Annotated in this window: 20 protein-coding genes and 2 tRNA genes; 15 read left to right on the forward strand and 7 right to left on the reverse strand. The window is 72.8% G+C overall.

Features of this window, described 5'->3' with window-relative positions:
* Positions 1 to 45 precede the first annotated feature (45 nt).
* The 8 genes from dnaA to ADEH_RS00050 all read left to right on the forward strand — a co-directional run bounded on the left by dnaA (position 46) and on the right by ADEH_RS00050 (position 9,259).
* The gene (gene dnaA, locus ADEH_RS00015; RefSeq protein WP_232287391.1) at positions 46 to 1,395 is read left to right on the forward strand and encodes a chromosomal replication initiator protein DnaA; all 1,350 of its coding nucleotides are present in this window, start codon (positions 46 to 48) and stop codon (positions 1,393 to 1,395) included.
* 415 nt (positions 1,396 to 1,810) lie between these two features.
* On the forward strand, positions 1,811 to 2,938 hold the full coding sequence (gene dnaN / locus ADEH_RS00020; protein WP_011419063.1) for a DNA polymerase III subunit beta: 1,128 nt from the start codon (positions 1,811 to 1,813) through the stop codon (positions 2,936 to 2,938).
* 19 nt (positions 2,939 to 2,957) lie between these two features.
* Positions 2,958 to 4,076 carry a DNA replication/repair protein RecF gene (gene recF / locus ADEH_RS00025; protein ID WP_011419064.1) on the forward strand — a complete coding sequence of 373 codons (1,119 nt, stop codon included), beginning with the start codon at positions 2,958 to 2,960 and terminating at the stop codon, positions 4,074 to 4,076.
* A gap of 115 nt (positions 4,077 to 4,191) precedes the next feature.
* On the forward strand, positions 4,192 to 6,651 hold the full coding sequence (gene gyrB, locus ADEH_RS00030) for a DNA topoisomerase (ATP-hydrolyzing) subunit B (protein ID WP_081436884.1): 2,460 nt from the start codon (positions 4,192 to 4,194) through the stop codon (positions 6,649 to 6,651).
* A gap of 81 nt (positions 6,652 to 6,732) precedes the next feature.
* A complete protein-coding gene (locus ADEH_RS00035) occupies positions 6,733 to 7,728 on the forward strand; it encodes a 3-oxoacyl-ACP synthase III family protein (protein ID WP_011419066.1) in 996 nt (331 codons plus the stop codon).
* Positions 7,729 to 7,819: 91 nt separating this feature from the next.
* A tRNA-Gln gene (locus ADEH_RS00040) sits at positions 7,820 to 7,893 on the forward strand.
* A gap of 44 nt (positions 7,894 to 7,937) precedes the next feature.
* Positions 7,938 to 8,459, forward strand: coding sequence for an archaemetzincin (locus ADEH_RS00045; RefSeq protein ID WP_011419067.1), 522 nt, complete (start codon positions 7,938 to 7,940; stop codon positions 8,457 to 8,459).
* Entirely contained in the window at positions 8,456 to 9,259 is an 804-nt protein-coding gene (locus tag ADEH_RS00050; protein WP_049760063.1) for a hypothetical protein, read from the forward strand. Before ADEH_RS00045 ends, ADEH_RS00050 begins: the two co-directional genes overlap by 4 nt.
* On the opposite strand, the gene ADEH_RS00055 is transcribed toward ADEH_RS00050, so the two are convergent.
* The 4 genes from ADEH_RS00055 to ADEH_RS00070 all read right to left on the reverse strand — a co-directional run bounded on the left by ADEH_RS00055 (position 9,256) and on the right by ADEH_RS00070 (position 14,653).
* Positions 9,256 to 11,391, reverse strand: a complete 2,136-nt coding sequence (locus ADEH_RS00055; RefSeq protein WP_011419069.1) for a (Fe-S)-binding protein — start codon at positions 11,389 to 11,391, stop codon at positions 9,256 to 9,258. The genes ADEH_RS00050 and ADEH_RS00055 overlap by 4 nt on opposite strands.
* Before the next feature lie 117 nt (positions 11,392 to 11,508).
* Positions 11,509 to 12,537: a hypothetical protein gene (locus ADEH_RS00060; RefSeq protein ID WP_041453228.1), complete on the reverse strand. Its 1,029-nt coding sequence runs from the start codon at positions 12,535 to 12,537 to the stop codon at positions 11,509 to 11,511.
* Positions 12,538 to 12,880: 343 nt separating this feature from the next.
* The gene (locus ADEH_RS00065) at positions 12,881 to 13,549 is read right to left on the reverse strand and encodes a DsbA family oxidoreductase (protein ID WP_011419071.1); all 669 of its coding nucleotides are present in this window, start codon (positions 13,547 to 13,549) and stop codon (positions 12,881 to 12,883) included.
* Between the two features lie 120 nt (positions 13,550 to 13,669).
* Complete coding sequence (locus tag ADEH_RS00070; RefSeq protein WP_011419072.1) at positions 13,670 to 14,653, reverse strand: RimK family alpha-L-glutamate ligase; 984 nt, start codon at positions 14,651 to 14,653, stop codon at positions 13,670 to 13,672.
* A 122-nt stretch (positions 14,654 to 14,775) separates the two neighbouring features.
* Between ADEH_RS00070 and ADEH_RS00075 the strand changes: the two genes are divergently transcribed.
* The 6 genes from ADEH_RS00075 to ADEH_RS00100 all read left to right on the forward strand — a co-directional run bounded on the left by ADEH_RS00075 (position 14,776) and on the right by ADEH_RS00100 (position 20,749).
* Positions 14,776 to 17,616 (forward strand): isoleucine--tRNA ligase, encoded by a 2,841-nt coding sequence (locus ADEH_RS00075; RefSeq protein ID WP_011419073.1) that lies wholly within the window; start codon positions 14,776 to 14,778, stop codon positions 17,614 to 17,616.
* On the forward strand, positions 17,616 to 18,236 hold the full coding sequence (gene lspA / locus ADEH_RS00080) for a signal peptidase II (protein ID WP_011419074.1): 621 nt from the start codon (positions 17,616 to 17,618) through the stop codon (positions 18,234 to 18,236). The genes ADEH_RS00075 and lspA overlap by 1 nt, the downstream gene beginning before the upstream one ends.
* Before the next feature lie 12 nt (positions 18,237 to 18,248).
* Positions 18,249 to 19,154 carry a prolipoprotein diacylglyceryl transferase gene (lgt, locus tag ADEH_RS00085; RefSeq protein WP_011419075.1) on the forward strand — a complete coding sequence of 302 codons (906 nt, stop codon included), beginning with the start codon at positions 18,249 to 18,251 and terminating at the stop codon, positions 19,152 to 19,154.
* Positions 19,155 to 19,186: 32 nt separating this feature from the next.
* Complete coding sequence (locus ADEH_RS00090) at positions 19,187 to 19,912, forward strand: MXAN_5187 C-terminal domain-containing protein (protein WP_011419076.1); 726 nt, start codon at positions 19,187 to 19,189, stop codon at positions 19,910 to 19,912.
* Between the two features lie 248 nt (positions 19,913 to 20,160).
* Positions 20,161 to 20,520 (forward strand): hypothetical protein, encoded by a 360-nt coding sequence (locus ADEH_RS00095; RefSeq protein ID WP_232287392.1) that lies wholly within the window; start codon positions 20,161 to 20,163, stop codon positions 20,518 to 20,520.
* Positions 20,521 to 20,676: 156 nt separating this feature from the next.
* A tRNA-Phe gene (locus ADEH_RS00100) sits at positions 20,677 to 20,749 on the forward strand.
* Between the two features lie 84 nt (positions 20,750 to 20,833).
* On the opposite strand, the gene ADEH_RS00105 is transcribed toward ADEH_RS00100, so the two are convergent.
* Positions 20,834 to 21,325 (reverse strand): hypothetical protein, encoded by a 492-nt coding sequence (locus ADEH_RS00105; protein WP_011419078.1) that lies wholly within the window; start codon positions 21,323 to 21,325, stop codon positions 20,834 to 20,836.
* Between the two features lie 232 nt (positions 21,326 to 21,557).
* Here ADEH_RS00105 and ADEH_RS00110 point away from each other — a divergent pair, with 232 nt between their 5' ends.
* Complete coding sequence (locus ADEH_RS00110) at positions 21,558 to 21,920, forward strand: hypothetical protein (RefSeq protein ID WP_041453229.1); 363 nt, start codon at positions 21,558 to 21,560, stop codon at positions 21,918 to 21,920.
* 44 nt (positions 21,921 to 21,964) lie between these two features.
* Here the strand turns inward: ADEH_RS00110 and ADEH_RS00115 are convergent, their stop codons facing one another.
* A complete protein-coding gene (locus ADEH_RS00115; protein ID WP_011419080.1) occupies positions 21,965 to 22,762 on the reverse strand; it encodes a hypothetical protein in 798 nt (265 codons plus the stop codon).
* Between the two features lie 14 nt (positions 22,763 to 22,776).
* Entirely contained in the window at positions 22,777 to 24,162 is a 1,386-nt protein-coding gene (locus ADEH_RS00120) for a hypothetical protein (protein WP_011419081.1), read from the reverse strand.
* Positions 24,163 to 24,373 lie beyond the last annotated feature (211 nt).

Raw genomic sequence — 24,373 nt, forward strand, 5'->3', positions numbered from 1 at the left:
CGGTCCTTGGGGGACTTGGGGATGGAAGCACCTGCGAGCGCACTCGTGGAAACGCCGCTCGACGATCTCTGGTCCCGCATCGACGGGTTCCTTCGCGCCCGCTGCCGCGAGGACCTGTACGAGCGCTGGTTCGAGCCGCTCCGCCCCGTCTCGCTGGGCGAGGGCCGGCTCCAGATCGGCGCGCCGGACAAGTTCCACCGCGACTTCGTCGAGGACAATTACCGGGGCTGGTTCGAGGAGTTCATCCCGGAGCTGACCGGCGAGCGCCTCCGGATCGCGTTCGCGGTGGACGACGCGCCGCGGCCGATCGGCGCGCCGGCCTCCCCGCCGCCCGCCGCCGTGGCGGCGCGCGCGGCCGAGCCGCACCTCGAGCCGCGCGACTCGCGCCCGAACCCGCGCTACGCGTTCGACACCTTCGTGGTCGGCGCCTCCAACCACTTCGCCTTCGCCGCCGCCCAGGCCGTCGCCGCCAACCCCGGCCGCACCTGGAACCCGCTCTTCCTCCACGGCGACTCCGGCCTCGGCAAGACGCACCTGCTCCACGCGGTCGCCCACGCGATCCTCGAGAAGAGCGGCGGCCGCGTCGCCATCGTCTCCTCCGAGCGCTACACCAACGACTTCGTCGCCGCCCTCTCCAGGGGCACGATGGACGAGTTCCGCCGCAAGTACCGCGAGTGCTCGGCGCTGCTGGTGGACGACGTGCAGTTCCTCGCCGGCAAGGACAAGACGGCGGAGGAGTTCTTCCACACGTTCAACGAGCTCCACGACCACCACGTCCAGATCGTGCTCTCCAGCGATCGCTCGCCGAAGGAGCTGAAGGGCCTCGACGAGCGGCTCTGCTCGCGGTTCGAGTGGGGCATGCGGGTGCAGATCGAGGTGCCGGAGTTCGAGACCCGCGCCGCCATCCTCCAGAAGAAGGCGGACGTGGAGAAGATCGACCTGCCGGACGACGTCACCCAGCTGCTCGCCCAGCACATCCGGTCGAACGTCCGCGAGCTCGAGGGCGCGCTCATGCGCCTCGCCGCGTTCGCCTCGCTGAAGAGCGAGCCGATCACGGTGCCGCTCGCCCGCGACGTCCTCTCCGACGTCATCCCGCCGCCCGGCTACCGCCCGCCCATCGAGAAGATCCAGGAGGCGGTCGCCGGCCACTACGGGCTCACCGTGGCGAAGCTGACCAGCGCGTCGCGCGAGCAGAAGATCGCGTTCCCGCGCCAGGTGGCGATGTACCTCTGCCGCGAGCTGGCGAAGGAGAAGTTCCAGTCCATCGCCGAGAAGTTCAACAAGAAGGACCACACCACCGTCATCGCCGCGGTGGACCGCGTGAAGGGCCTCCTCGAGTCGGACGACGCCGTCCGCACCGCCGTGGCCCAGCTCTCGGCGAAGCTGGCCCCCTAGGCGCCATCGCCCCGCCACGCCCTCGCGCGGCCCGCCTCGCGGCCACGGAGGCCGTGGTGCGTCCTCGCGCCTTCCCTCACCCTGAGCGTAGGCGGCCCGAAGGCTCGCCCGAGTCGAAGGGTCACCCTGAGCGTAGGTTCCCGGCGGCCGCGACCGGAGTCGAACGGCCGGCCTCGGTCGCCCCGCACCCGGAACAGCCTGTGGGAAGGCGGTGGAAGGTGCGTCGATCCGGCTGGGGACGGGCTGTGGGCGAGCGTTGACACCTTCTCTCGCGGCGCGCTACACAACCCACACCCAGCTGGATCCACGGGTTTTTCCGGGGAAGAAACTCGAGCAGGATCAGGGCGCTCGGCCGCTTTTCCACATCGGTCCTCCCCCTGCTTCGACGACGGATCTCAAAGAAGAGGATCATCCCATGGAACTGAAGATCGGCGCCCAGGAGCTCGCGAAGGCCCTCGGCCGCTCGCAGGGCATCGTCGAGAAGAAGAGCACGATGCCGATCCTCTCCCACGTCCTGCTCGAGGCGAAGAAGGGCGACCAGCTCGTCGTCTCCGCCACCGACCTCGACCTGGCGGTCTCCTCCGAGCACGCCTGCGAGGTGCTGAAGGAGGGCGCGGTGGCCGTCTCGGCCCGCCACCTCTACGAGATCGTCCGCGCCCTGCCCGAGCAGACCGTCACGCTCAAGAAGGCGCACAACAACTACCTCGAGGTGAAGAGCGGCCCGTCCGAGTTCCGGATCGTCGGCCTGCCCGCCGAGGACTTCCCGGCGCTGCCCCGCTTCGACAAGGTGCCGTTCGCCGACGTGGACCCGGCGCTGCTGCTCGAGATGATCGAGCGGACCTTCTTCGCCGTCTCGAACGACGAGACCCGCTACAACCTGAACGGCGTCTACTTCGAGCCGGCCGGCGACGCGCTCCGCCTGGTCGCCACCGACGGCCACCGCCTGTCGCTCTCCGAGCGCACCGTGGGCGCCACCTTCGGCCTGAAGCGCGGCGTGATCCTGCCGAAGAAGGGGCTCGCCGAGCTGAAGAAGCTGCTCGCCGAGGCGGCCGAGTCCGGCGAGGAGAAGCCGGAGGCGAAGCTCGGGTTCGTGGAGAACAGCGCCATCTTCCGCCGGCCGAACGTGGTGCTCGTGATGCGGCTCATCGAGGGGCTGTTCCCGGACTACAAGCAGGTCATCCCGAAGGCCGGCGAGAAGGTCTTCAAGGTGGGCCGCGCCCGCTTCCTCGAGACGCTTCGGCGCATCTCGCTGCTCTCGTCCGACAAGGCGCACGCCGTGAAGCTGGACCTCTCGAAGGACCTGCTCCGCGTCCTCTCGCAGAACCCGGACCTGGGAGAGGCGAAGGAGGAGGTGCCGGTGGAGTACGCGGGCGAGCCGCTCAAGATCGGCTTCAACGCGCGCTACATCATGGAGGTCCTCCAGGCGGTGAAGTCGAACGAGGTCGTGTTCGAGCTCGCCGACGACCTCTCCCCGGGCGTCCTGAAGGGCGGCGAGGAGGCGGACCAGGGCTTCACCGCCGTCGTGATGCCGATGCGCATCTGACGGTCCGTGGTTCACCTGAGTGAAGCTCCTCTCCCTCCACGTCCAGGACTTCCGAAACCTCGCCGCCGTCGAGCTCGCGCCGTCGCCGCGGGCCACCGTGCTCCTCGGCGAGAACGGCCAGGGGAAGACCAACCTCCTCGAGGCCATCTACTTCCTCACCACGCTGAAGCCGCTCCGCGCGGTGCGGCTCGCGGAGCTGGTCCGGTTCGGCGCCGCCGACGCCGCGGTGGCCGGCGACTTCGAGGGGCCGGGCGGCGTGCGCCGGGTGGCGGTGCAGGTGGCCGCGGGCGGCCGCACCGCCTCGCTCGACGGCAAGGCGCTCGGCTCCGGCGCCCGCCTCGACGACTACTTCGAGGGCCTCGCCTCGGTCTGCTTCTCGCCCGACGACCTCCTGCTCGTGAAGGCGGGGCCGGACGGGCGGCGGCGCTTCCTCGACCGCGCCGCGTTCAACCGCTGGCCGGCGGTGCTCGGCGAGGCGCGCGAGTACGTGCGGGCGCTGCGGGCCCGGAACGCGGCGCTGCGCAGCGGCACGGCCGAGGTGGAGGCGAGCTTCCGCGAGCCGCTGGTGCGCGCCGGGGCGCGCCTCCTGGTGCGGCGGCGCGACCTCGTGGCGGAGCTCGCCCCGCGGCTCCGGGCCGCCTTCGCCGAGATCTCCGGGCCGGCCGCCCCCGAGGCCGACCTCGCCTACCGCGCCGCCGGCGGCGTCGAGGTGGGGCACCCGGAGGCCGAGGTGGCGGCGCGCCTCGCCCGCGCCCTGGAGACGCGGCTCGAGCGCGATCGCGAGAAGGGCTTCACGTCGGCCGGGCCGCACATGGACGACCTCGTGCTCGCGCTCGGCGGGAAGGGCGCGCGGCTCTACGGGAGCCAGGGCCAGCAGCGCGCGCTCGTGCTCGCGCTCAAGATCGCCGAGATCGAGAACCTGCGCGCGGCGCTGGGGCGCCCGCCGCTCCTGCTGCTCGACGACGTCTCCTCGGAGTTGGATCCGGCCAAGAACCGGTTCCTGCTCGGCTACCTGGCCGCCCTGCCGGCCCAGGCGTTCCTCACCACCACCGACCGCCGCCTCATCGAGCCGGCCGCCGGGCCCGACACCGCGTTCTACGAGGTGCGATCAGGGGTGGTTTCCCCGCTGGTTTCGTGAAGAAGCTCGCGGGGTTGCGGTCCGGATAAGACGTTGCCTCCGGCGTCCGCGCCTGCTATACCCCAGGGTCGCCTCAACACCTGAGAACCTTTCAGAGAAACGAGCGAGGACCCCCCTGGAAACCGCCGAGCAGAGCCCCCGTCCCGCGGCTCCCGCGGATGACGACTACGGGACCGACACCATCAAGGTGCTCGAGGGCCTCGAGGCCGTGCGCAAGCGGCCGCACATGTACATCGGCGACGTGGGCGCCCGCGGCCTGCACCACCTCGTCTACGAGGTCGTGGACAACTCGGTGGACGAGGCCATGGCCGGCCGCGCCAACGAGATCAACGTCGCCATCCACGCCGACAACTCCGTCACCGTGCTCGACAACGGCTCGGGCATCCCGGTCGGCCCGCACCCGACGGTGAAGGGGATGGACACGCTCGACGTGGTCCTCACGAAGCTCCACGCCGGGGGCAAGTTCGAGTCGAACGCGTACAAGGTCTCCGGCGGCCTGCACGGCGTGGGCGTCACCTGCGTGAACGCGCTCTCCGAGTGGCTGAAGGCCGAGGTCTACCGCGACGGCAAGGTCTGGGCGCAGCGCTACGAGCGCGGCACGCCCGCCGGCAAGGTCACGGCCATCGGCGAGACGCAGCGGCGCGGCACCCGCATCACGTTCAAGCCGGACGCGACCATCTTCGAGGTGACCGAGTACAGCTTCGAGACGCTCTCGGGCCGCCTGCGCGAGCTCGCCTTCCTGAACGCCGGCCTCAAGATCACCATCGAGGACGAGCGGCACGGCAAGAAGCACGAGTTCCTGTTCAAGGACGGCATCCGCGAGTTCGTGGCGTTCCTGAACAAGAGCCGCGACGTGCTGTTCCAGCCGCCCATCGCGCTGCGCCAGGAGGTCGAGACCGAGCGCGGCGCGGCGCTGGTGGAGATCGCGCTGCAGTGGAACGACGGCTACGACGAGAAGGTCTTCGCGTTCGCCAACAACATCCACAACCACGAGGGCGGCACCCACCTCATCGGCTTCAAGGCGGCGCTCACGCGCACCATCAACGCCTACGGCCAGAAGAACAACCTGTTCAAGGACCTGAAGGACGAGCTGCCCAGCGGCGACGACATGCGCGAGGGGCTCGCCGCGGTGATCTCGGTCCGCCTGCCCGGCGCCAGCTTCGAGGGGCAGACCAAGACCAAGCTCTCCAACACCGAGGCGAAGAGCATGGTCGAGACCATGCTCAACGAGCGGCTCTCCGCGTTCCTCGACGAGAACCCGAACGTCGCGAAGCGGATCTGCGGCAAGGTGGCGGAGGCGGCCCGCGCCCGCATCGCGGCGCGCAAGGCGCGCGAGACGGTGCGCCGCAAGGGCGCGCTCGACAGCGCCTCGCTGCCGGGCAAGCTGGCCGACTGCCAGTCGCGGGATCCGAAGGAGTCGGAGCTGTACCTGGTGGAGGGCGACTCCGCCGGCGGCTCGGCGAAGCAGGGGCGCGACCGGCGCACCCAGGCCATCCTCCCGCTCCGCGGCAAGATCCTGAACGTCGAGAAGGCCCGCTTCGACAAGATGCTCGGGTCGGCGGAGATCGCGACCATCATCACCGCGCTCGGGACCGGCATCGGCCCCGAGGAGTTCGACGTCGAGAAGATCCGCTACCACAAGATCGTCATCATGACCGACGCGGACGTGGACGGATCGCACATCCGGACGCTGCTCCTCACGTTCTTCTTCCGGCAGATGCCGAGCGTGATCGAGCGCGGGCTCGTCTACATCGCGCAGCCGCCGCTGTTCCGCGTCGCGAAGGGCAAGAAGGAGAGCTACCTCAAGGACGAGGCGGCGCTCGACGAGTACCTGCTCGCGCTCGGGACCGACCGGACCCGGCTCGTGGCCGGCGAGACGGTCGTCGAGGGGCGCGACCTCGCGCGGCTCGCCCGCGACGCCATCGCCTACCGGGCCCTGCTCGCGCGGGTGGACCGCCGGCGCGACAGCCGCATCGTGGACGCCGCCATCCAGCTCGGCGACCTCGACCTCGACCTGCTGAAGCACCACGAGCAGGTGAAGGAGCAGGTGCAGAAGATCTTCGAGAAGGCGCAGAAGCTCCACCCCGAGCTCCAGGTCCGCATCGCCAAGATCGAGCGCGACGAGGAGCACGGCTGCGACGCGCTCGTCTACCAGACCAGCATGGCCGGCGCGCCGCGCGACACCCGCCTCGACCACGACTACCTGTCGGGCGCGGAGTGGGGCGAGCTCGCGGCGCTGCACGCCGCCATCGCCGAGCTCGGGCCCGGGCCGTTCCGCCTCGAGACGCCGGAGGGCGCCGAGGAGGTCCTGGACGTCTTCGAGGCGGTCGAGGCCGTCAAGAAGGCCGCCGGGCAGGGCCAGACCATCCAGCGCTACAAGGGGCTCGGCGAGATGAACCCCGAGCAGCTCTGGGAGACCACCATGGACCCGGCCCGCCGGACCATGCTGCAGGTGCGCGTGGACGACACGGTCGAGGCCGACGAGGTGTTCTCGATCCTGATGGGCGACGCGGTGGAGCCGCGCCGGGAGTTCATCGAGAAGCACGCGCTCGACGTCCAGAACCTGGACATCTGACGGGCGCGGCCGGGACGCCGGACCGCTCCGGCCCCCGCGCACCGCACCCGAGTTCACCGCTAGCAGAGGAAGGAGCCGCCCATGCCCCGCGCCGCCATCGTCGCACTCGGCACGCACGTCCCCGACCGCGTGGTCACCAACGAGGAGCTCACGCGCCACATGGAGACCACCGACGCGTGGATCCAGGAGCGCACCGGGATCCAGGAGCGCCGCTGGGTCCGCGAGGGCACCGGCAACTCGGACCTCGCGCTCGAGGCCACCAAGAAGGCGCTCGACAAGGCCGGCTGGAAGCCGACCGACATCGAGGCGATCGTCTACGCCTCGCTCTCGCCCGACCACATGTTCCCGGGCGACGGCTGCTTCCTGAACGCGAAGCTCGGCATCCCCGGCGTGCCGGCCATCGACATCCGCAACCAGTGCACCGGCTTCCTCTACGGCCTCTCGGTGGCGGACGCCTGGATCCGCACCGGCATGTACCGGCGCATCCTGCTGGTCGGCTCGGAGGTCCACTCGACCGGCCTCGACGTCACCACCCGCGGCCGCGACGTGGCGGTGATCTTCGGCGACGGCGCGGGCGCGGCGCTGCTCGAGGCGACCGACGACCCGGGCCGCGGCGTGCTCTCCTGCCACCTGCACGCGGACGGCCGCTTCGCGCGCGACCTGTTCACCGACGCGCCCGGGTCGATCTACCACCCGCGCGTCCAGCCGCGGATGCTCGAGGACGCCAGCATCTTCCCGCACATGGAGGGGCAGAAGGTCTTCAAGCATGCGGTCGTGCGCATGCCCGAGGTGCTGAAGGAGGCGTTCGACAAGAACGGCGTGGGCCCGCAGGACCTGAAGGTCCTCGTCCCGCACCAGGCGAACCTCCGCATCGCGCAGATGGTCCAGCGCTCGCTCGGGCTGCGCGACGACCAGGTGTTCAACAACATCCAGCGCTACGGCAACACCACCGCGGCCTCCATCCCGCTCGCGCTCGCCGAGGCGGTCGAGGCGCGCGGCGTCGTCCGCGGAGACCTGGTGGGACTGTGCGCCTTCGGGGCCGGCTTTACTTGGGCCAGCGCCCTGGTACGCTGGTGACGGCTTGATCGCGGTCAGCGGGTGAGGGCCACTCAACAGCGCGTCGGGAGCGCAAAGTCCGGAGCAGCGCGCGCGTGTCCGTGAAGCATCCTGAGGCGTCGTCTAATGGCAGGACCGCGGACTTTGGATCCGCTCATGAAGGTTCGAATCCTTCCGCCTCAGCCAGCTCTCCCTCCCGGGCGGCGAACGCGCACGACGAGGTGAGGCCCGTGGCGGCACCTTCGCACGTCCTGTTGATCGGCCTCGGCAACGTGGGCCCCAAGACGCTCGCCGAGGCGGCGCAGGCGCTCCGCGACGTGTACGGGCTCGCCAGCAAGGCCGGCCCGTCGCTGGACCGCCCGCAGTACGCGTTCAACAAGGACCGCGGCCAGTACCACGCGCCCGCCATCGTCCGCCGGCTGGCCGCGCTGCGCGCCGGCGCGGGCGGCGTCCCGGTGCTGGGCGTGGTGGACGTGGACCTGTTCCTGCCGGACGCGGCCTACGTGCTCGGCGACGCGGACCGCGACGCGGGCGCGGCGGTGTACTCGGTGTCGCGCCTCGGCGCGGCCGACCCGGCGCTGGCCCGGCGGCGGATCCAGGTGGAGGCGGTGCACGGCGTGGGGCACCTGCTCGGCCTCTCGCACTGCCTCGACTTCCGCTGCGCCATGTTCCTCTCGCGCGACGCCGCCGACAGCGACCGCAAGGGGCCGGGGCTCTGCGCGAGCTGCCGCACCTCGCTCGCCCGTCCGTGAAGAGCCTCTGCCAGCGGGACGGCATGAGCTGCGGCGCGTGCTGCGGCCTGTACAACGCCGAGGACCTCTCCCGCCCCTCGCTCCACGCCGAGCTCGCGCGGCGCACCCGGGTCCTCCGCGAGGTCGAGCGCACCCCGGCCGCGTTCCACGCCGCCGCGGCCGCGCTCGCCGTCGGCGGGCCCGCGCCGCTCTTCCCGTCGGTGCGCGTCTGCCCGCTGCTCGGCTTCCTCGACGAGGCCGAGTCGCGCGTCGGGTGCCTGGCGCACCCGGCCGCGAACGGCGGCGTGGACCTGCGCGACTGCGGCGTCTACGACGTCGCCACCTGCGACGCGTTCCTCTGCCCGAGCCACGCCTGGCTCTCGGAGGAGGAGGCGGCCATCGCCGCGGCCGCGTGCGACGACTACCACCTGTACGGCCTCGTCATCACCGACGTCGAGTTCGTCCGGGCGGCGCTCGCCGGGGTGGCGGTCCGCGCCGGCGCGCGGGTCGAGCTGCGCCACCTCGAGCACCCGCCGTTCCGCGCCGCGCTCCGCGAGCTCTTCGCGCTGAAGGAGGAGCTCGCGCCCGGCTCCGACGGCCTGTTCGGCGCGTTCCGGCCGGGGGCCGACGGCGAGCCGGTGGCGCGGCGCATCGACTACGAGGCGCTCGGACGCACCGGCGGCTCGCCCCACGACCGGATCCTCACCTGCGTGGGCGCGGACCCGCGCTCCGGCAACGACCTCGAGGCGCTCGAGGCCGAGGTGCGCCGACGGCTCGACGCCTGCGCGGAGGTGTTCGGGGGGACGCGTCCCCCCGGCTAGGCCTCGCCCCGCGGCGCGGCCGGGGTGCTCTCGGGCGCCGCGGCGGGCGCGGACTCGGCGCGCTTCGGCAGCCCGAGCGCCACGATCTCGGCGACGTCCAGCACCCGCAGCGTCTCCTCGCGGCCGGTCTCGTTCACGCCGTCCTTCATCATGGTGAGGCAGAACGGGCAGCCGGTGGCGATGACGCCGCCCGCCTTGCCGAGCGTCGCGGCGGCCTCCTCCACCCGGTTCTGGTTCACGCGGGCGCCGAGCTTCTCCTCCAGCCAGAAGCGGCCGCCGCCGGCGCCGCAGCAGAAGCCCTGCCGGCGGTTTCGCGGCATCTCCGCCACCTGCACGCCCGCCGCGGCGAGCGCTTCGCGCGGCGCCTCGGTGACGCCGTTCCATCGCGCCAGGTAGCAGGGATCGTGGAACGTCACCTGGCCGAGCCCCTCCGCCACCCCGGGCGCGAGCCGCCCGTCCTTCACCAGGCGCGCGATGAGGTCGGCGTGGTGCACCACCTCGTAGCGGCCGCCGAACTGCGGCAGCTCGTTCGCGATGGTGTTGAGGCAGTGCGGGCACTGCACCAGGATCTTCTTCACCCCGTGGCCGTTCAGCGTCTCGGTGAGCGCGGTGGCCTGCATCTGGAACAGGTACTCGTTGCCGAGCCGCCGGGCCGCGTCGCCGGTGCAGGTCTCCTCCTCGCCCAGGATCGCGAAGGACACCTTCGCCTCGCGCAGGATCCGCACGATGGCGCGCGAGACCTTCTTCTGCCGGTCGTCGAACGCGCCGGCGCAGCCCACGAAGAACAGCCACTCGTGGTCGCCGCCGTCGGCGGCGCGCGGCACGTCCAGGTCCTCGCACCACTCGGTGCGCTTGTTCGAGCCGATGCCCCAGGGGTTGCCCTGCGTCTCGATCCCCTTGAACACGCGCTGCGCCTCGTCGGGGAAGACCGAGTCCACCTGCACCGCCTGCCGGCGCATGTCCACCAGGCGCGGCACGTTCTCGATGAGGACCGGGCAGGCGGTCTCGCACCAGCCGCAGGTGGTGCAGGCCCAGAACGTCTCCGGCGGGATCACCTCGGAGATGGGCGGGAGCGCGCCCGCCGCCGCCTCGCGGACCGCGGGGTCCTTCGCGCGCGCCAGCGCGGTGAGCGCCGGCGCCACCTCGGCGAGGTGGTGGCGGATCGACCGGTTCACCTCCTTGTGGCTGAGCGGCTTGCCGGTGACGTAGGTGGGGCAGTGGGTCTGGCAGCGGCCGCACTCGGTGCAGCTGTAGACGTCCCAGGCCTCCTTCCACGACAGGTCCTTCACGGTGGCGGTGCCGTAGCTCGCGTCCTCCGCCTCGAGGTCGAGCTTGCGGAGCGCGCCCGCCGGCGGGAGCCGCGCGAAGAACACGTTCGGCAGGCCGGTGATGATGTGGAAGTGCTTGCCGTAGGGCAGCACGTTGCCGAAGACGAGGATGAGCGCGAGGTGGAGCCAGAACGACGCCTCGCCCACCGCGCTCACCGTGCCCGCCGACGCGCCGATCCCGTGGTAGAGCGCGGCGCCGAGCGAGCCGGCCGGCGCGAGCCAGTCGAAGCGGGGCGCGGGGAGCTGGAAGCCGGCGCCGGCGAGCAGGTCGCCGAGGCCGAGCGGGTCCTCGCGCAGCACGTGCAGCGCGCCGTCGAACAGGACGTCCGTGATCATCAGGCCGGCGATGAAGAAGAGGATCACCACGCCCTCGGTCGAGCGCGTGACCCGGTCCGGCCGCGTGACGAGCCTCCGCCACAGGAAGCCCAGCACCGCGACGAGCGCGAGCAGCACCATCACGTCCTTCACGAGCCCGTAGGCGCGGCCGAGGCCGGAGTCCGGCGCGAGCAGCGGCAGGTGGAAGCCCGCCGAGAAGCCCATGCCGAACATCGTGACGGTGCGGAGCGCGAGGACCAGGAACGCCGCGAAGATGACGACGTGGAGCAGGCCCGGGCGGCGCTCCTCGGGATCGACGAGGCGCCGCTGGCCGAGGCCGTAGCGGACGAGGGCCCGGAGTCGCTCCCCCGGCCGGTCGGTGCGCACGTCCCGCCGCAGCGCGAGAAGCGGCATGACGCGGCGGGTCATCGTGAAGGTGAAGACCGCGGCCGCGACGACGAGCATCGCGCTGGTGAGGGCTGGATTCATGACGCAGGACGCTATCCGCGTCCCGCGCGGGAGGGCAAGTTACCCGTCAGGTGCCACGAACGAAGAGGGCCGCCCTGGTGAGGGGCGGCCCTCCTGGAAGGCCCGCGAAGCGGGGGGCTAGAGGCGCTGGAAGCGGCGGTCCTTCAGATCGTCCTGCTGCCGCGACTTCCGGTCGTCCTTCTTGCCGCCGTCGCCCTTGTCGCCCTTGTCGTCCCGGCGGCCCTGGCCGTTACCGCCGCCGCGGGCGTCGTCCCGCGGCGCCGGGGCGGGAGCCGGGGCCGGCGCGGCGCGGCCGGGCGGCGTCCCACCGTGGCCGGGGGGCTGGACGTTTCCTCGGTCGTTTCCTCGGCCGGGCGCGGGGTAGGCCGGCGCGGCCTGGCCGGGCGGCGTGCCGCCGTGTCCCGGGGGCAGGGTCCCGTGGCCGGGGGCGTCGTCGCGGTGGCCGCGCTCGTCGGGGGCCGGCGCCGGCGCCGGGGCGGGGACGGGGCGGCCGGGGTACGGGGCCGGGGCCGGCAGTGGAGCGGGGGCCGGCGCGGGCGCGGGGCGGCCCGGGTACGGGCGATCCGGATACGGGGCCGGGGCGGGCGCGGGGGCCGGGGCCGGCCGGCCGGGATACGGGGCGGGCGCGGGACGGCCCGGGTACGGCGCCGGCGCGGGGGCCGGTGCGGGCCGCGACGGATACGGCGCCGGGCGCGAGGGCCAGTAGGCCGGCGGCGGCGGGCGCTCGGGGCGCCAGTTGCCGCGGTAGGCCCAGCCGCGCCCGCGACGCCATTGCCAGTCGTTGCCGCGCGGTGGGTAGTAGTCGTGGCGATGCGGGCCGCGGACGTAGCACCAGCCGCCGCCCGGCACCGGGTGGCCTTCCCAGTACGTGAAGACGAGCGGGCCCCGGTAGAAGTAGTAGCCGCCGTCGAGCACGTAGGCCGACGGCTGGTCGGGGTAGTAGTCGTGCCAGTGCGCGCCGGGCTCGTAGCACCAGCCGCCGCCGAACGTGTCGGGCACGAAGTGCTCGCCGTAGTACCAGACCTGCAGCGGCTGCGGCGGCGCGGGCATCGCGACCGGCGGCGGCTCGGACGGCACCGGCGTCGCGACCACGCAGCCCGAGGCGGCGATCGCGAGCGGCGCGAGGATGGCGAGGGTGCGCTTCATGGTGGGCTCCTCGGAGCGGCGCGCTCCACGGGATCGACGGGCGGCGCGCCGTCGAAATTCGAGCGCGAGCATAGCAGCGGCCATGCCACCGCCGAACCCCGCGGAACGACGCGCGTGGGCGCGGATGTGCGCGCGCGCCCGCGGCACGGCGTGAAGCGGGCGCACGCCGGGTGGCTGGTCGGTGGCGGCATGCTCCAGCGCCGCGCAGCGGCGCCCGCGGGGACCTTGCGCGCGCCCGCGACGGCGGGCGCGCAAGGTCACGGGCCCCGCGAAGCAGGAGTGGGGCCCCGACGCCCTTCGGCGAGCTCAGGGCGGCGGGGCGAGGGCGCAGCCCTCGTCGTGATCAGTGGAGTGTCTTGAGAGGTGCGAGGCCGAGCCTGGCCGACGCGTACCGCTGCAGCACGGTCCGGTACTCGTCCACCGAGCGCGGGCCGGTCACCAGCCACTCGTCGCCGATGACGAGCGCAGGCGCGCCGCGGATGCCCTTGTCGAACGCGCTCTCGTGGACCTCGCGCACGCGCCGCTCGGTGGCGGGCGCGGCCAGCGCGCCGGCGAAGCGGTGCAGGTCGAGCCCGGCCCGGTCGGCGAGCTCGAGCAGCACGTCGGTGCGCGCCACGTTGAGCCCGCGCACCAGCGACGCCTCGCGGATGGCGTGGCGCAGCGCGGCCTCGCGGCCAGGGCCCTGCAGCCGCGCGGCGGCGAGCGCGGTGAGCGCCGGGATGGAGGTGAGCGGCGGATCCGGCGAGAGCCAGAGGTCGTCGGTGACCGCCGCCGCCTCGGGCTCGCGCGCGGCCTTGCGCGCGGCGCGGGCGAGCGCGCGCCGCTCGGACTTGGTCATGGCGCGCGGCTCGAGCCGGGTGGGGTACGGCTCGAGCTGGAGCGCGCCGAACGCGCCCTCGACGTCCTCGAGCGCGGCGAGGATGCGCCGCTCGGCCACCAGGCACCACGGTGAGAGCGGATCCTCGTAGAGGACCAGCGCGACGGGTTGTGCGTGACGGTAGTGGGGGGACACGACGGGCGCGGATTCTACTCGGGCGCGCGCGCCGCGCAGAAGCGACGGGCGGCTGCCTGCTCCCCCGTGTCACGCGAGCCGGCGACTGCGCGCGACACCCACACGACGCAGGGTGAAGCGTCAGGCGAGGTGGCCGCTCGCGTACCCCGACTGCCGCGCGCTCGCGAACTCCACCGCGTGCCGCACGTACAGGGCCGCGATGTCGAGCCCGGTGGCCGCCTCCAGCCCCTCGAAGCCCGGCGAGCTGTTGACCTCCATGATCTTCGGGCCGGTGCGGGCCTCGAGCATGTCCACGCCCGCCACCTCGAGCCCCATGACCCGGGCCGCCTTCACCGCGGTCTCCGCGTACTCGCGCCCGAGCTCGAGCGACTCGGCCACCCCGCCGCGGTGGATGTTGGAGCGGAACTCGCCGGCGCGCGCGGTGCGCCGCATGGCCGCCACCACCCGGTCGCCGACCACCAGCGCGCGGACGTCCCGGCCCTTCGACTCGGCCACCAGCTCCTGCAGCAGGATCTCCTGGCCGAGGGTCCAGAGCGTGTCGAGCAGCCCGCGCACCTCCAGCTCGGTGTTGGCGATCATCACGCCCACGCCCTGGCTCCCCTGGATGAGCTTGATGATGCAGGGCAGCCCGCCCACCATCTGCACCGCCTCCGGCACCTCCTCGCGGTAGCGGCACATCACCGTGCGCGGGATGTCGATGCCGAAGCGGGAGAGGAGCTGCAGGGCGCGCAGCTTGTCGCGCGAGCGGCCGATGGGCGTGGCGGCGGCCAGCACCGGGACGCCCATCAGGTCGAACTGGTTCACCACCGCGACGCCGTAGCCGGTGATGGAGGCGCCGATCCGGGGGATGACCACGTGGACGTCGGTCGCGAGGACCTCCTCGCCCAGGTAGAAGATCCGCGGCCGGTCGCGCGCCAGCACCATGTTGCAGCGCAGGGTGTCGAGCACGCGCGGGGCGTGGCCGAGGGCGGTCGCCGCCTCGATCAGGCGGCGGGTGGAGTAGAGCCGCGGGTTGCGCGACAGGATGGCGACGCCGAGCCCGCCTTCCGGGCGCGGGCGGGCGGCGGCGCGCTTCGCGCGGGCGGTCTTCTTGCCAGGGGGCATGGGCGCGGGAAGGTTAGCGGCCTTCCCCCGCCCCCGCAACGCGCCGCGCCGCGCGGAAAACCGTTCGTTGATCCCGCCCCCCTCGGCTGCTAGAACCCTTGTCTTTCCGAGGCGAAAGAGCCGTGGACTCCAAATACAGCGTCAACCTCCCGAAGACCGACTTCCCGATGAAGGCGAACCTCCCGCAGCGGGAGCCGGAGATCCTGCGCCAGTGGGAGGAGCAGGCGATCTTCCAGCGCCTCGTCGCCCAGAACGCGGGCAGGCCCGGGGCGAAGCGGTTCGTCCTTCACGACGGCCCGCCCTACGCGAACGGCGACATCCACATCGGCCACGCCCTCAACAAGATCCTGAAGGACGTGGTGGTGAAGTACCGCAACCTGAACGGCGAGGTGGCGGACTACATCCCGGGCTGGGACTGCCACGGCCTGCCCATCGAGCTGAAGGTGGACAAGGAGCTCGGGCCGAAGAAGCGCGAGCTCGATCGCCCGGCCATCATCGAGGCCTGCCGCAAGTACGCGCAGAAGTGGATCGAGAAGCAGCGCGAGTCGTTCAAGCGCCTCGGCGTGTTCGGCCGGTGGGAGACGCCGTACGCGACGATGTCGCGCGGCTACGAGGCGGAGATCGTCCGCACGTTCGCCCGCGCCGCCGAGAAGGGCTTCCTCTACCGCGGCAAGAAGCCGGTCTACTGGTGCATCACCGACCGGACGGCGCTCGCCGAGGCCGAGGTCGAGTACGAGCAGCACCGCTCGCCGTCGATCTACGTCGCGTTCGACCTGGTCTCGAAGCTGCCCGACCCGAAGCTCGCCGGCCGCCCGGCGCGCCTCGTCATCTGGACCACCACGCCCTGGACGCTGCCCGCCAACCTGGCGGTGGCCGCGCACCCGGAGTTCACCTACGTCGCCTACGACCTGAACGGCCAGGTGGTGGTGGTGGCGAAGGACCTGCTCGCCGGCTTCCTCGCCGACGTGGCGCCCGGCGAGCTGTCGGTGACGGACGTCCCGGCGCCGCACTCGCCTCCCGCCCACGAGGCCGCCACCGGCGGCGGCGGCACCGTGCTCGCGCCGCACCTCGCCCACCCCGAGCGCGTGCTCGCCCACCTCGACGGCAGCGCGCTCGAGGGGCTGCGCTACCGGCACCCGTTCCTCGACCGCGAGTCGCAGGTGATCCTCGGCGATCACGTGACGCTCGAGGCCGGCACCGGCCTCGTGCACACCGCGCCCGGGCACGGCCAGGAGGACTACGTCGTCGGCCTGCGCTACGGGCTCGAGGTGCTGAACCCGGTGGACGGCGCCGGCCGCTTCACCGAGCGGGCGGGCAAGTACGCGGGCAAGAAGATCTTCGAGGCGAACCCCGAGATCGTCGCCGACCTCGCCGCCTCCGGGCACCTGCTCTCCGACCCGAAGGCCAGCCTCGAGCACAGCTACCCGCACTGCTGGCGCTGCCACAACCCGGTGGTGTTCCGCGCCACCGACCAGTGGTTCCTCTCGCTCGAGCACGCGGACCTCCGCAAGGCGACGCTCGCCGAGATCGACCGGGTGCGCTGGATCCCGCACTGGGGCCGCGAGCGCATCCACAACATGATCGAGAACCGGCCCGACTGGTGCGTCTCGCGCCAGCGGACCTGGGGCGTGCCGATCCCGGTGTTCTACTGCGAGGGCTGCAACGAGGCGCTGCTCTCGCCGCCGGTGATGGAGCGCGTGGCGGCGGCGTTCGAGGCGGAGGGCATGGAGGCGTGGTACCGCCACCCACCCGCCGACTTCACCCAGGGTGCCGCCTGCCCGAAGTGCGGAAAGACCGAGTTCCGCCGCGAGCAGGACATCCTCGACGTGTGGTGGGACTCGGGCGTGTCCTGGGCGGCGGTGATCGAGCGCGAGGGCCTCGAGCTGCCGGTGGACCTGTACCTCGAGGGCTCCGACCAGCACCGCGGCTGGTTCCACTCGTCGCTGCTCACCTCCATGGCGTTGCGCGGCGCGGCGCCCTACCGCGCGGTGCTCACCCACGGCTTCATCCTCGACCAGCACGGCAAGGCGATGTCGAAGAGCGCCGGCAACGGGATCGAGCCGTCGGAGATCATCAAGAAGTACGGCGCGGACATCCTGCGGCTGTGGGTGAGCGCCTCCGACTACCGCGACGACATCGGCCTCGGCGACCAGATCCTGGCCGGCCTGGCCGAGGGCTACCGCAAGATCCGCAACACCATCCGCTACGCGCTCGGCGCGCTCGACGGCTTCGACCCGGCGCGCGACGCGGTGCCGGAGGCGGAGCTCGAGCCCATCGACCGCTGGGCGCTCGCGCGCCTCGCCGCCTGGGACGAGAAGGTGGCGAAGGCGTACGAGGACTACGAGTTCCACCTCGCCTACCACGCCACCATGCAGTTCTGCGCGGTGGAGCTGTCGGCGCTCTACTTCGACGTCATCAAGGACCGCCTCTACACCTGGAAGGCCGACGGGCGGCAGCGCCGCTCGGCGCAGACGGCGCTCCACGCCATCGCGCAGGACCTCATCCGGCTGCTCGCGCCCATCCTGTCCTTCACCGCGAGCGAGGCCTGGTCCTACCTGCCGGGCCGGCCCACCGAGAGCGTGTGGCTGGCCGGCCTGCCGCGCCGCGCGCGCCCGGCCGACGCCGACGCGCTCGAGGCGCGCTACGGGAAGCTCTTCGAGGTGCGCGGGGTGGTGCAGTCGAAGCTGGAGGAGGCGCGCCGCGCGAAGCTCATCGGCTCGGGCCTCGAGGCGATGGTGACGGTCCGCGCCGAGGGCGAGCAGCGGCGGCTCCTCGAGGAGGCGCGCGCCGAGCTGCCCGCGCTGTTCATCGTCTCGAAGGTGGTGCTCGCCGCCGGCCCGCTGTCCGCCGAGGTGGCGCGCGCGCCGGGCGTGAAGTGCGAGCGGTGCTGGATCTACGCGGAGGAGGTGGGCCGCGACGCGGCCCACCCGACGCTGTGCGCGAAGTGCGTGGGCAACCTGTGATGCGGCGACCGGTCTCGAAGTGGGCGCTCCTCGCCCTCCTGTTCACGGCGCTGCTCGCCGCGGACCAGTGGACGAAGTACCTGGCCGTGGAGCGCCTCACCGTGGTGTTCGAGCGCGGCGGCGACGAGACGCTCGCGGAGCGGGTCCGCGGCTTCTACACGTACCGTCACCTCGAGCCGCTCTCCACCGAGCCGTACTACGTGTGGCGGCCGGTGTGGCGGATGAACTACGTGGAGAACCCCGGCGCGGCGTGGGGCCTGTTCCGCGGCCACTCGCAGTTCTTCCGCAACGCGTTCTTCACGCTCGTGTCGGTCGCCGCGGTGGCGTTCATCCTCCACTACTACCGCAAGCTCCGGCAGGACCAGCGCTACCTGCAGGTGGCGCTCGGGCTCGTGCTGGCCGGCGCGGTCGGCAACTTCGTGGACCGGCTCGCCCGCCGCTACGTCATCGACTTCATCGAGTGGTACTGGTGGAACCGGCCCGACATCCGCTGGCCCACCTTCAACGTCGCCGACTCGCTCATCGTGGTGGGCGTCGCCATGCTCGTCCTGCACCCCGGCTCGAGGCGCGAGGCGGCGCGCGCGCCGGCGCGGCGCGACGCGGCGGCCGAGCGCGTCTAGCCCTCGCCCCGCATGCTCCCCGTCCTCTTCCGGATCCCGCTGCCCGGCGGCGCCTCGCTGCCGCTCCACACCTACGGGCTGCTCATCGCCATCGGCTTCATGGTGGGCATCTGGCTGGCCCAGCGCGAGGCGGTCCGGCGCGGGCAGGATCCCCGGCGGCTCGCCGACCTGGCGTTCTGGATCCTGGTCTCGGCGCTGGTGGGCAGCCGCGTCTACTACATGCTCGTGAACCCCGGCGAGTTCTTCTCGCCGGCGCGGTTCCTGGTCGAGACGCCGTTCGGGCGCATCCCGCGCGTGCTCGCGATCTGGCAGGGCGGGCTCGTCTTCTACGGCGGGTTCATCGGGGCGGCGCTCACCGCGGCCTGGTACCTGCGCCGCCACCGGATGGGCTTCCTCGAGCACGCCGACACGCTCATCCCCTCGGTGGCGCTCGGACACTTCTTCGGGCGGCTCGGCTGCTTCGGCGCCGGCTGCTGCTGGGGCGACGTCGCCCACGGCCACCTGCCCTGGGCCGCCCGCTTCCCGCCCGAGTCGCTCGCGTTCCAGTCGTTCGCCGACCGGCCCGATCCGGGCCAGTACCTGGCGCCCGACCGGCTCGCCACGCTGCCGCTCCACCCCACCCAGCTCTACGAGGCGTTCGGCGAGCTCGGGCTGTTCCTCCTGCTCGTGCTCGTGGTCCGCCCCCGGAAGCGGTTCCACGGCCAGGTGCTCGCCGCGTGGCTGATGCTGTACGCGGTGCTGCGCACCGGCGTGGAGGCGTTCCGCGGCGACGTGGAGCGCGGCGTCATCCTCGGGCTCGGGGTGGGCCAGTGGACGTCGATCGCGATCTTCGCGGCAGGTGCGACGGTGTGGGCGCGCGCGCGCCGTCCCGCGCCGGCCGGCGCCGGCCCGGCCGCGGCGCCCGCCGGCGGGCGTTGATGTCCGGGCGCCGGCGCCGATAGACTCGGCCCGTGGCGCTCCCTCCGCAGAAGCCCGGACGTCCCGCCGGTCCCCCGCCGTCCGCGGAGGAGGCCGCGCGCGCCGCGCGCCACGCCACCGACGAGCTCACCGACGAGACCGCCAAGCTGGAGGAGGAGCTCGAGGCGCTGAAGGCGAGGTACGAGCAGTACTTCCTCGGCACCGAGCGGCGCGAGCCCGCGCGCTGGCGCGACGAGGTGCGCAAGAAGGTGCTCCGGCTGAAGGGCGCGTTCACCCGCAACACCGGGCTCCGCTTCCGGATCCAGTCGCTCCACGCGCGCTACCTGTCCTATGAGCGGCTGTGGCAGCGGAGCGTGCGCGAGCGCGAGGAGGGCACCTACCGGCGCGACCTCGTGAAGGCGCGGCGCCGCGCGGGCGAGGCCGAGGCCGCGCCCGGCAACGCGGCCGCCCCGGCGCCCGCCGCGACGCCGTCACCATCGGTGAACGCCTCGGCGCCGCCGGCCCGCACCCCTGCGCCGCCGACATCGGCGCCGCCCGCCGGCGGCGACGAGGCGCGGATGCGAGCGCTCTACGACGCGTACATCGCGGCGAAGCGGCAGTGCAACGAGGACGTCTCGCGGCTCAGCTACGACGTGGTCGCCCGCAGCGTGGCGAAGCAGGTCCCCGAGGTCATGGCGCGGTTCAAGGCCAAGGCGGTGGACTTCCGCGTCGAGGTGAAGGACGGCAAGGCGATCCTGAAGGCGATCCCCCGCGTCTGACGCGGTTCGCGACCCCCGTACCCGGCGTCCGCCGGCGCTCGTCGTGAAACCCCACGACGTGGCGCGGGGCGGGCATCGCGCCCCGGACGTGCGGCACGAAGGACATTCTCCTGTGGTGAAGCGGATCTCGGTGCCGACCACCGCGCGGGTGCCCTGTCACCGCCGGGAGGTTCCCTCGCACATGGTAAGTGACCAACGTCCTCCCCGAGCGTCTGCTGATGTGGGGGGAGGGGAGCTTGCGAGCGCTTTTGCCGTCGATCGCCGCCGTCCTGCTCTGCGCTGCGTGCGGCAGGTCCGACGCGGACGCGCGCCGGGCGCGGCTCGGGGCCGAGCGTCGCGCGCTCGAGGCGACGCTCGATCACCTCGAGGATCGCCTCATCGTGAACCAGGCGCGCGTGCGCTTCTGGCGGGAGATGCAGGCGCGCCACGAGAGCGTCACCGCCGTCGCCTGCACCTCGCAGGAGGAGCACGCCATCGAGATGGCGCGCCACGTCCTGCCCGACGAGCCCGCCCGCCGCGCCGGCCGCCGCGCCTCGATCGACCGCGCCCGCGTGGCCGCCGCCCCCCGCGCCCCGGCCCCGGTGCCCGTCCGCGCCGCCGCCCCCTAGCCGTCCTCGCGCCCGTCCCGCTTGCTTCCCCCGCCGGCCCGCGCCCCGGGCCAGCGTCTACCGCTCGTAGACGTTTTCGGTTTGCGTCCGGCCCCGTTCGATCGTAAAAGGGCTGCCCGCGGCTGGCGCCTCGCCGGCTGCAAGCGCTGTTAAAACGCCTGGGTAGCTCAGTCGGTAGAGCAGGGGACTGAAAATCCCCGTGTCGCTGGTTCGATTCCGGCCCCAGGCACACCATCAAAGCTCGAACATCTCGGCCCGCCAGATCGCAAGGTCTGGCGGGCCGTCTGGTATCCGGCCACCGCGCGCCGCCGGATCACGCGGCGGAGCGGAACGGGTCCAGCCGCTCCGGTTCGCCGAAGCCGCGCGAGGAGCGCGGCGGGCGGATGCCGGCGCCGGCGCGACGTCCTTGGACCGCCGCGACCACGGCGTCGGCCACCGCGTCCGGCCCGAGGCGCGGGTCCACCACCTCGTCCACGCCGAGCGCGGCGAGCTCGTCGCGCAGGGACGGGCTCGGGTCGCTCGCGAGGACCACGATGGCGAGCTCCTGCTCTCCGCCGGCCCGGCGGACGAGGTCGGCGAACGCGCGGGCGTCGCGGCCGGGAAGATCGAGCGCCACGACCAGCGCGTCGAGCGAGAGGAGCTCCTCGAGCAGGAGCGCGAGGCCGCTCGCGCCGTCGGCCGCCGAGATGGACGCCATGTCCCGGGCGCCGAGCGCCCAGCCCAGCTCGGCGCGCACCGAGACCTCCGGGTGGAGGACGAGCGCGCGAGGGGGCGGATCCGGCATCACATCGAACGTCGGGTTCATCGCGAACCTCCTGGTGCCCCCGCCCCCGCGGGCACATCACACCAGGATGCGAGCCGCGTACCAGGGTGGCGGGCCCCGGGATCGCGAGGGAATCCGCGAGCCGGCGCGCGCGATCGTCGAGGAACCGCCACGATCCGTGAGGCGCGCGCACGTCAGGCGCGGCCTCGTCGCCGGGGTAGGGCGCTGTGGCCGTTCACTCGCGCGCGCTCCTGGCGAAGAATGGCCCCCGTCGATGAGCTACGACTACACCGTCTTCCGCGCGCCCGCCGAGGGACCGATGGACGCGTGGCCGGCCGAGGCGCCACCCGCGCTCGGCTCGCTCGCGGAGGTGAGGCAGCGGCTCGACGCGCTGCTGCACCAGGTGACGTGGACGCAGCACGCGTCCACCTGGCTCGGCCGCTGCGAGGCGGGCCCGCGCAGCGCGGAGCTGCAGCTGACGCCGGAGGCGGACGGCCAGGTCCGCTTCGTGACGATCCGGCGCGTGGAGCGGGCGCTCGTCGAGGAGCTCTGCGCCGGCCTCGGCGTCGTGGCAGTCGATCCGCAGGAGATGAGGCTGTACCGCCCCGAGGCACGCGCCTGGAGCGACGCGCGGTGAACACCGTCCCCAGCGTCGCGGGCCGTCCGGCCTCCGGCGCGGCGCTAGTGGTTGCAGTCCCCGGGAACGCGCGGGCTGTCGTTGTCCACCCAGTCCAGGCGCTTCCCGTCGTACGCGTCCCCCTGCGCGCCGTCCCAGTGCGTCTCGCGGAGCACGACCACGAGGTTTTGGTTGTCGGTGCTGTACAGCGACACGACCAGCTCGTTCGCGGCGATGGTGGTGATGTTGCGCATCTCGTAGTCGTGCGGCGTCGTCCACACGCCGGAGCAGAACGTGCCGGGGGCGCACCAGGAGCCGGTGCGCGGGAGGAGCGTCGTCCAGGTGCCGTAGTGCGGGTACGCGAGGGCGCCGCCGTACACCTTCTGCCGCTTGAACTTCACCTGGAACGTGGAGGTACGCCAGGTGAAGTCTATCTTCCCGTCGTAGCAGTCGTTCGCCCACCCGCCCCTCCAGATGGCGCTGTCGTTCCGCTCCACCCGGACGGTGAACGGCGCCGGGCGGAAGCCCTGGGTCACGTCCTGGCAGGTGTTCGGGTTCAGCTCCGCGTCGGAGCAGAGCTTGTAGAAGGGGGGATCCGCGCAATCCCACCGGACCATGCCGGGAGCATAGGCGACCGAGTACTTGGCCATGGTCGCGTTGATGTCGGCGGCGCCCTCGAGCGCCGCGTCGCTGAGGTTGACGAGCGTCAGCGAGAAGAGGTCGGAGTAGAGCCCCTGCGCGTCCAGCTTGGTGAAGATCCCTCCCGCGGGGACGTCGGCGGACGTGCACTGGCCGGCGGTCCGGCCGGGCGTGGCGAGGAGGACCCCGAAGGCGAGGCTGCAGGCCACGGTCTTGGTGGACATGTCGCTCCCTCCTCTCACTCGTCGTCCGTCAGCCGGGCGCGCGCGGCGACGATCACCATGTGCAGCGCCTTGTGCGCGTCCTTGTCCAGCACGCCGCCCGACCGCACGGTCAGGACCGCCGCTCGAAGCTGCTCGCGCGCCTCGGGGGCGAGCGCCAGCACGACCTCGCGGATCGCGAGGAGGCCGGCGCGGTCGTACTTCTCGTAGAACTTCCGGTACTCCGCGACGAGCTTCGCCGCGCCCGGATCGCGCTGCGGGCGCGAGGCCAGGCTCGCGTGGGCGAGCCCGGCGACGTCCGCGCTCAGGTACTGATCCCGCGTCCAGATCGTCACGTTGACGATCGGCACCGAGCCCCACTTCCCCGCACACGCTGACCCGCCCTCGCTGTGGGGCAGGTACCTGCGCCCCCGAAGGACGTGGATGGTCGTGATCAGCTCGGACGCGCCCGGCCCGGCCGCGTCGGCCCACTGCGCGTCGGTGCCGTCGTCGGCCGTGCCGGAGACGGTCTGGGGGGTGCAGATCCGGGGATCGGGCAGCGCCGGCGACGGCGCTGTCAGCTCGTTCTCGACGAGGTTGTTGTTCGACAGGTAGCAGTCCTGGCTGGGATCGGACCGCGTGAACGGCGCGGGGATGGGATACGAGGCGACGTACATCTCGATCCCGTCGTCGGGCGCGACCTGCTCCTCCTCGAACCGCGCCGGATCCGCCATGTCGGCGGCGGCGATGAAGAGGCCGTACCAGTTGAGGGGATTGAAGGGATCCGTGATCACGCCGGCGAAGGCGACGGCCATGGTCATCGTGCCCACGAAGTCGGAGCCGAAGAACCCGGCGTACAGCGACTCCCCGGGATCGTCGAGCGGCCGCGTCACCCAGAGGCCCAGGTGCACGTCGTCGTGCCGCGGGGTGCACTCGCCGCCGAGGGGCGGCGGCGGGCACACCCACGACTGCACCCCGCGCACCACCCAGCTGACCCGGCTCTGCTCGACGCGGCCGGCGCGCTCGTTCCACGAGAACACCATCTCGTACGGGCGCGTCACCGTGTTGACGTAACCGTCGGTGTAGGCTTCCGGCGGGACGCCCGGGATGACCGCCGGGACGCCCACCGGCGCGAAGAAGAACGCCTTCGCCGTGAGGCGGTCCCGGTCCAGGACGTCCGCCAGCGTCGTGCCGACCTGGTACTGGTCGCCGTACGCGGTGGAGGTCGCCTCGGTGTGCTCGATGCGGTACGGCGTCAGGTTCAGGATCCGGACGACGACCGTCCGCGCGATCCCTTCGTACGTGACGAGGTCCGTCTGCATCTCCCCGGCGGTGCCGTAGGGGAAGTAGTTGGTCTGCGCGGTCGCTGCGAGCGGCAGCAGGATCGCGACCATCAGGACGTGCAGCCTGGACGTGCGGCTCACGGCTCCTCCCTTCCCGCGGCGCGCCCGAGAAGCGCCGCGCTGACAGCGCCCGGCGACCCCGGCACGGTGATGTTCCGCGCATTCGCGTCGCGACGCCTGAGGTACGGGGTCTCGCGCCACCGCATTACGTCCGCGGGAGGTGCGACCGCCCGGCCCGCCGCCGGCCGGCGGGGCGGCGCCGCGCGGCGCGCGCGGGTCGCCTCGAAGGGCG

Source organism: Anaeromyxobacter dehalogenans 2CP-C (assembly GCF_000013385.1).
Classification (GTDB): domain Bacteria; phylum Myxococcota; class Myxococcia; order Myxococcales; family Anaeromyxobacteraceae; genus Anaeromyxobacter; species Anaeromyxobacter dehalogenans_B.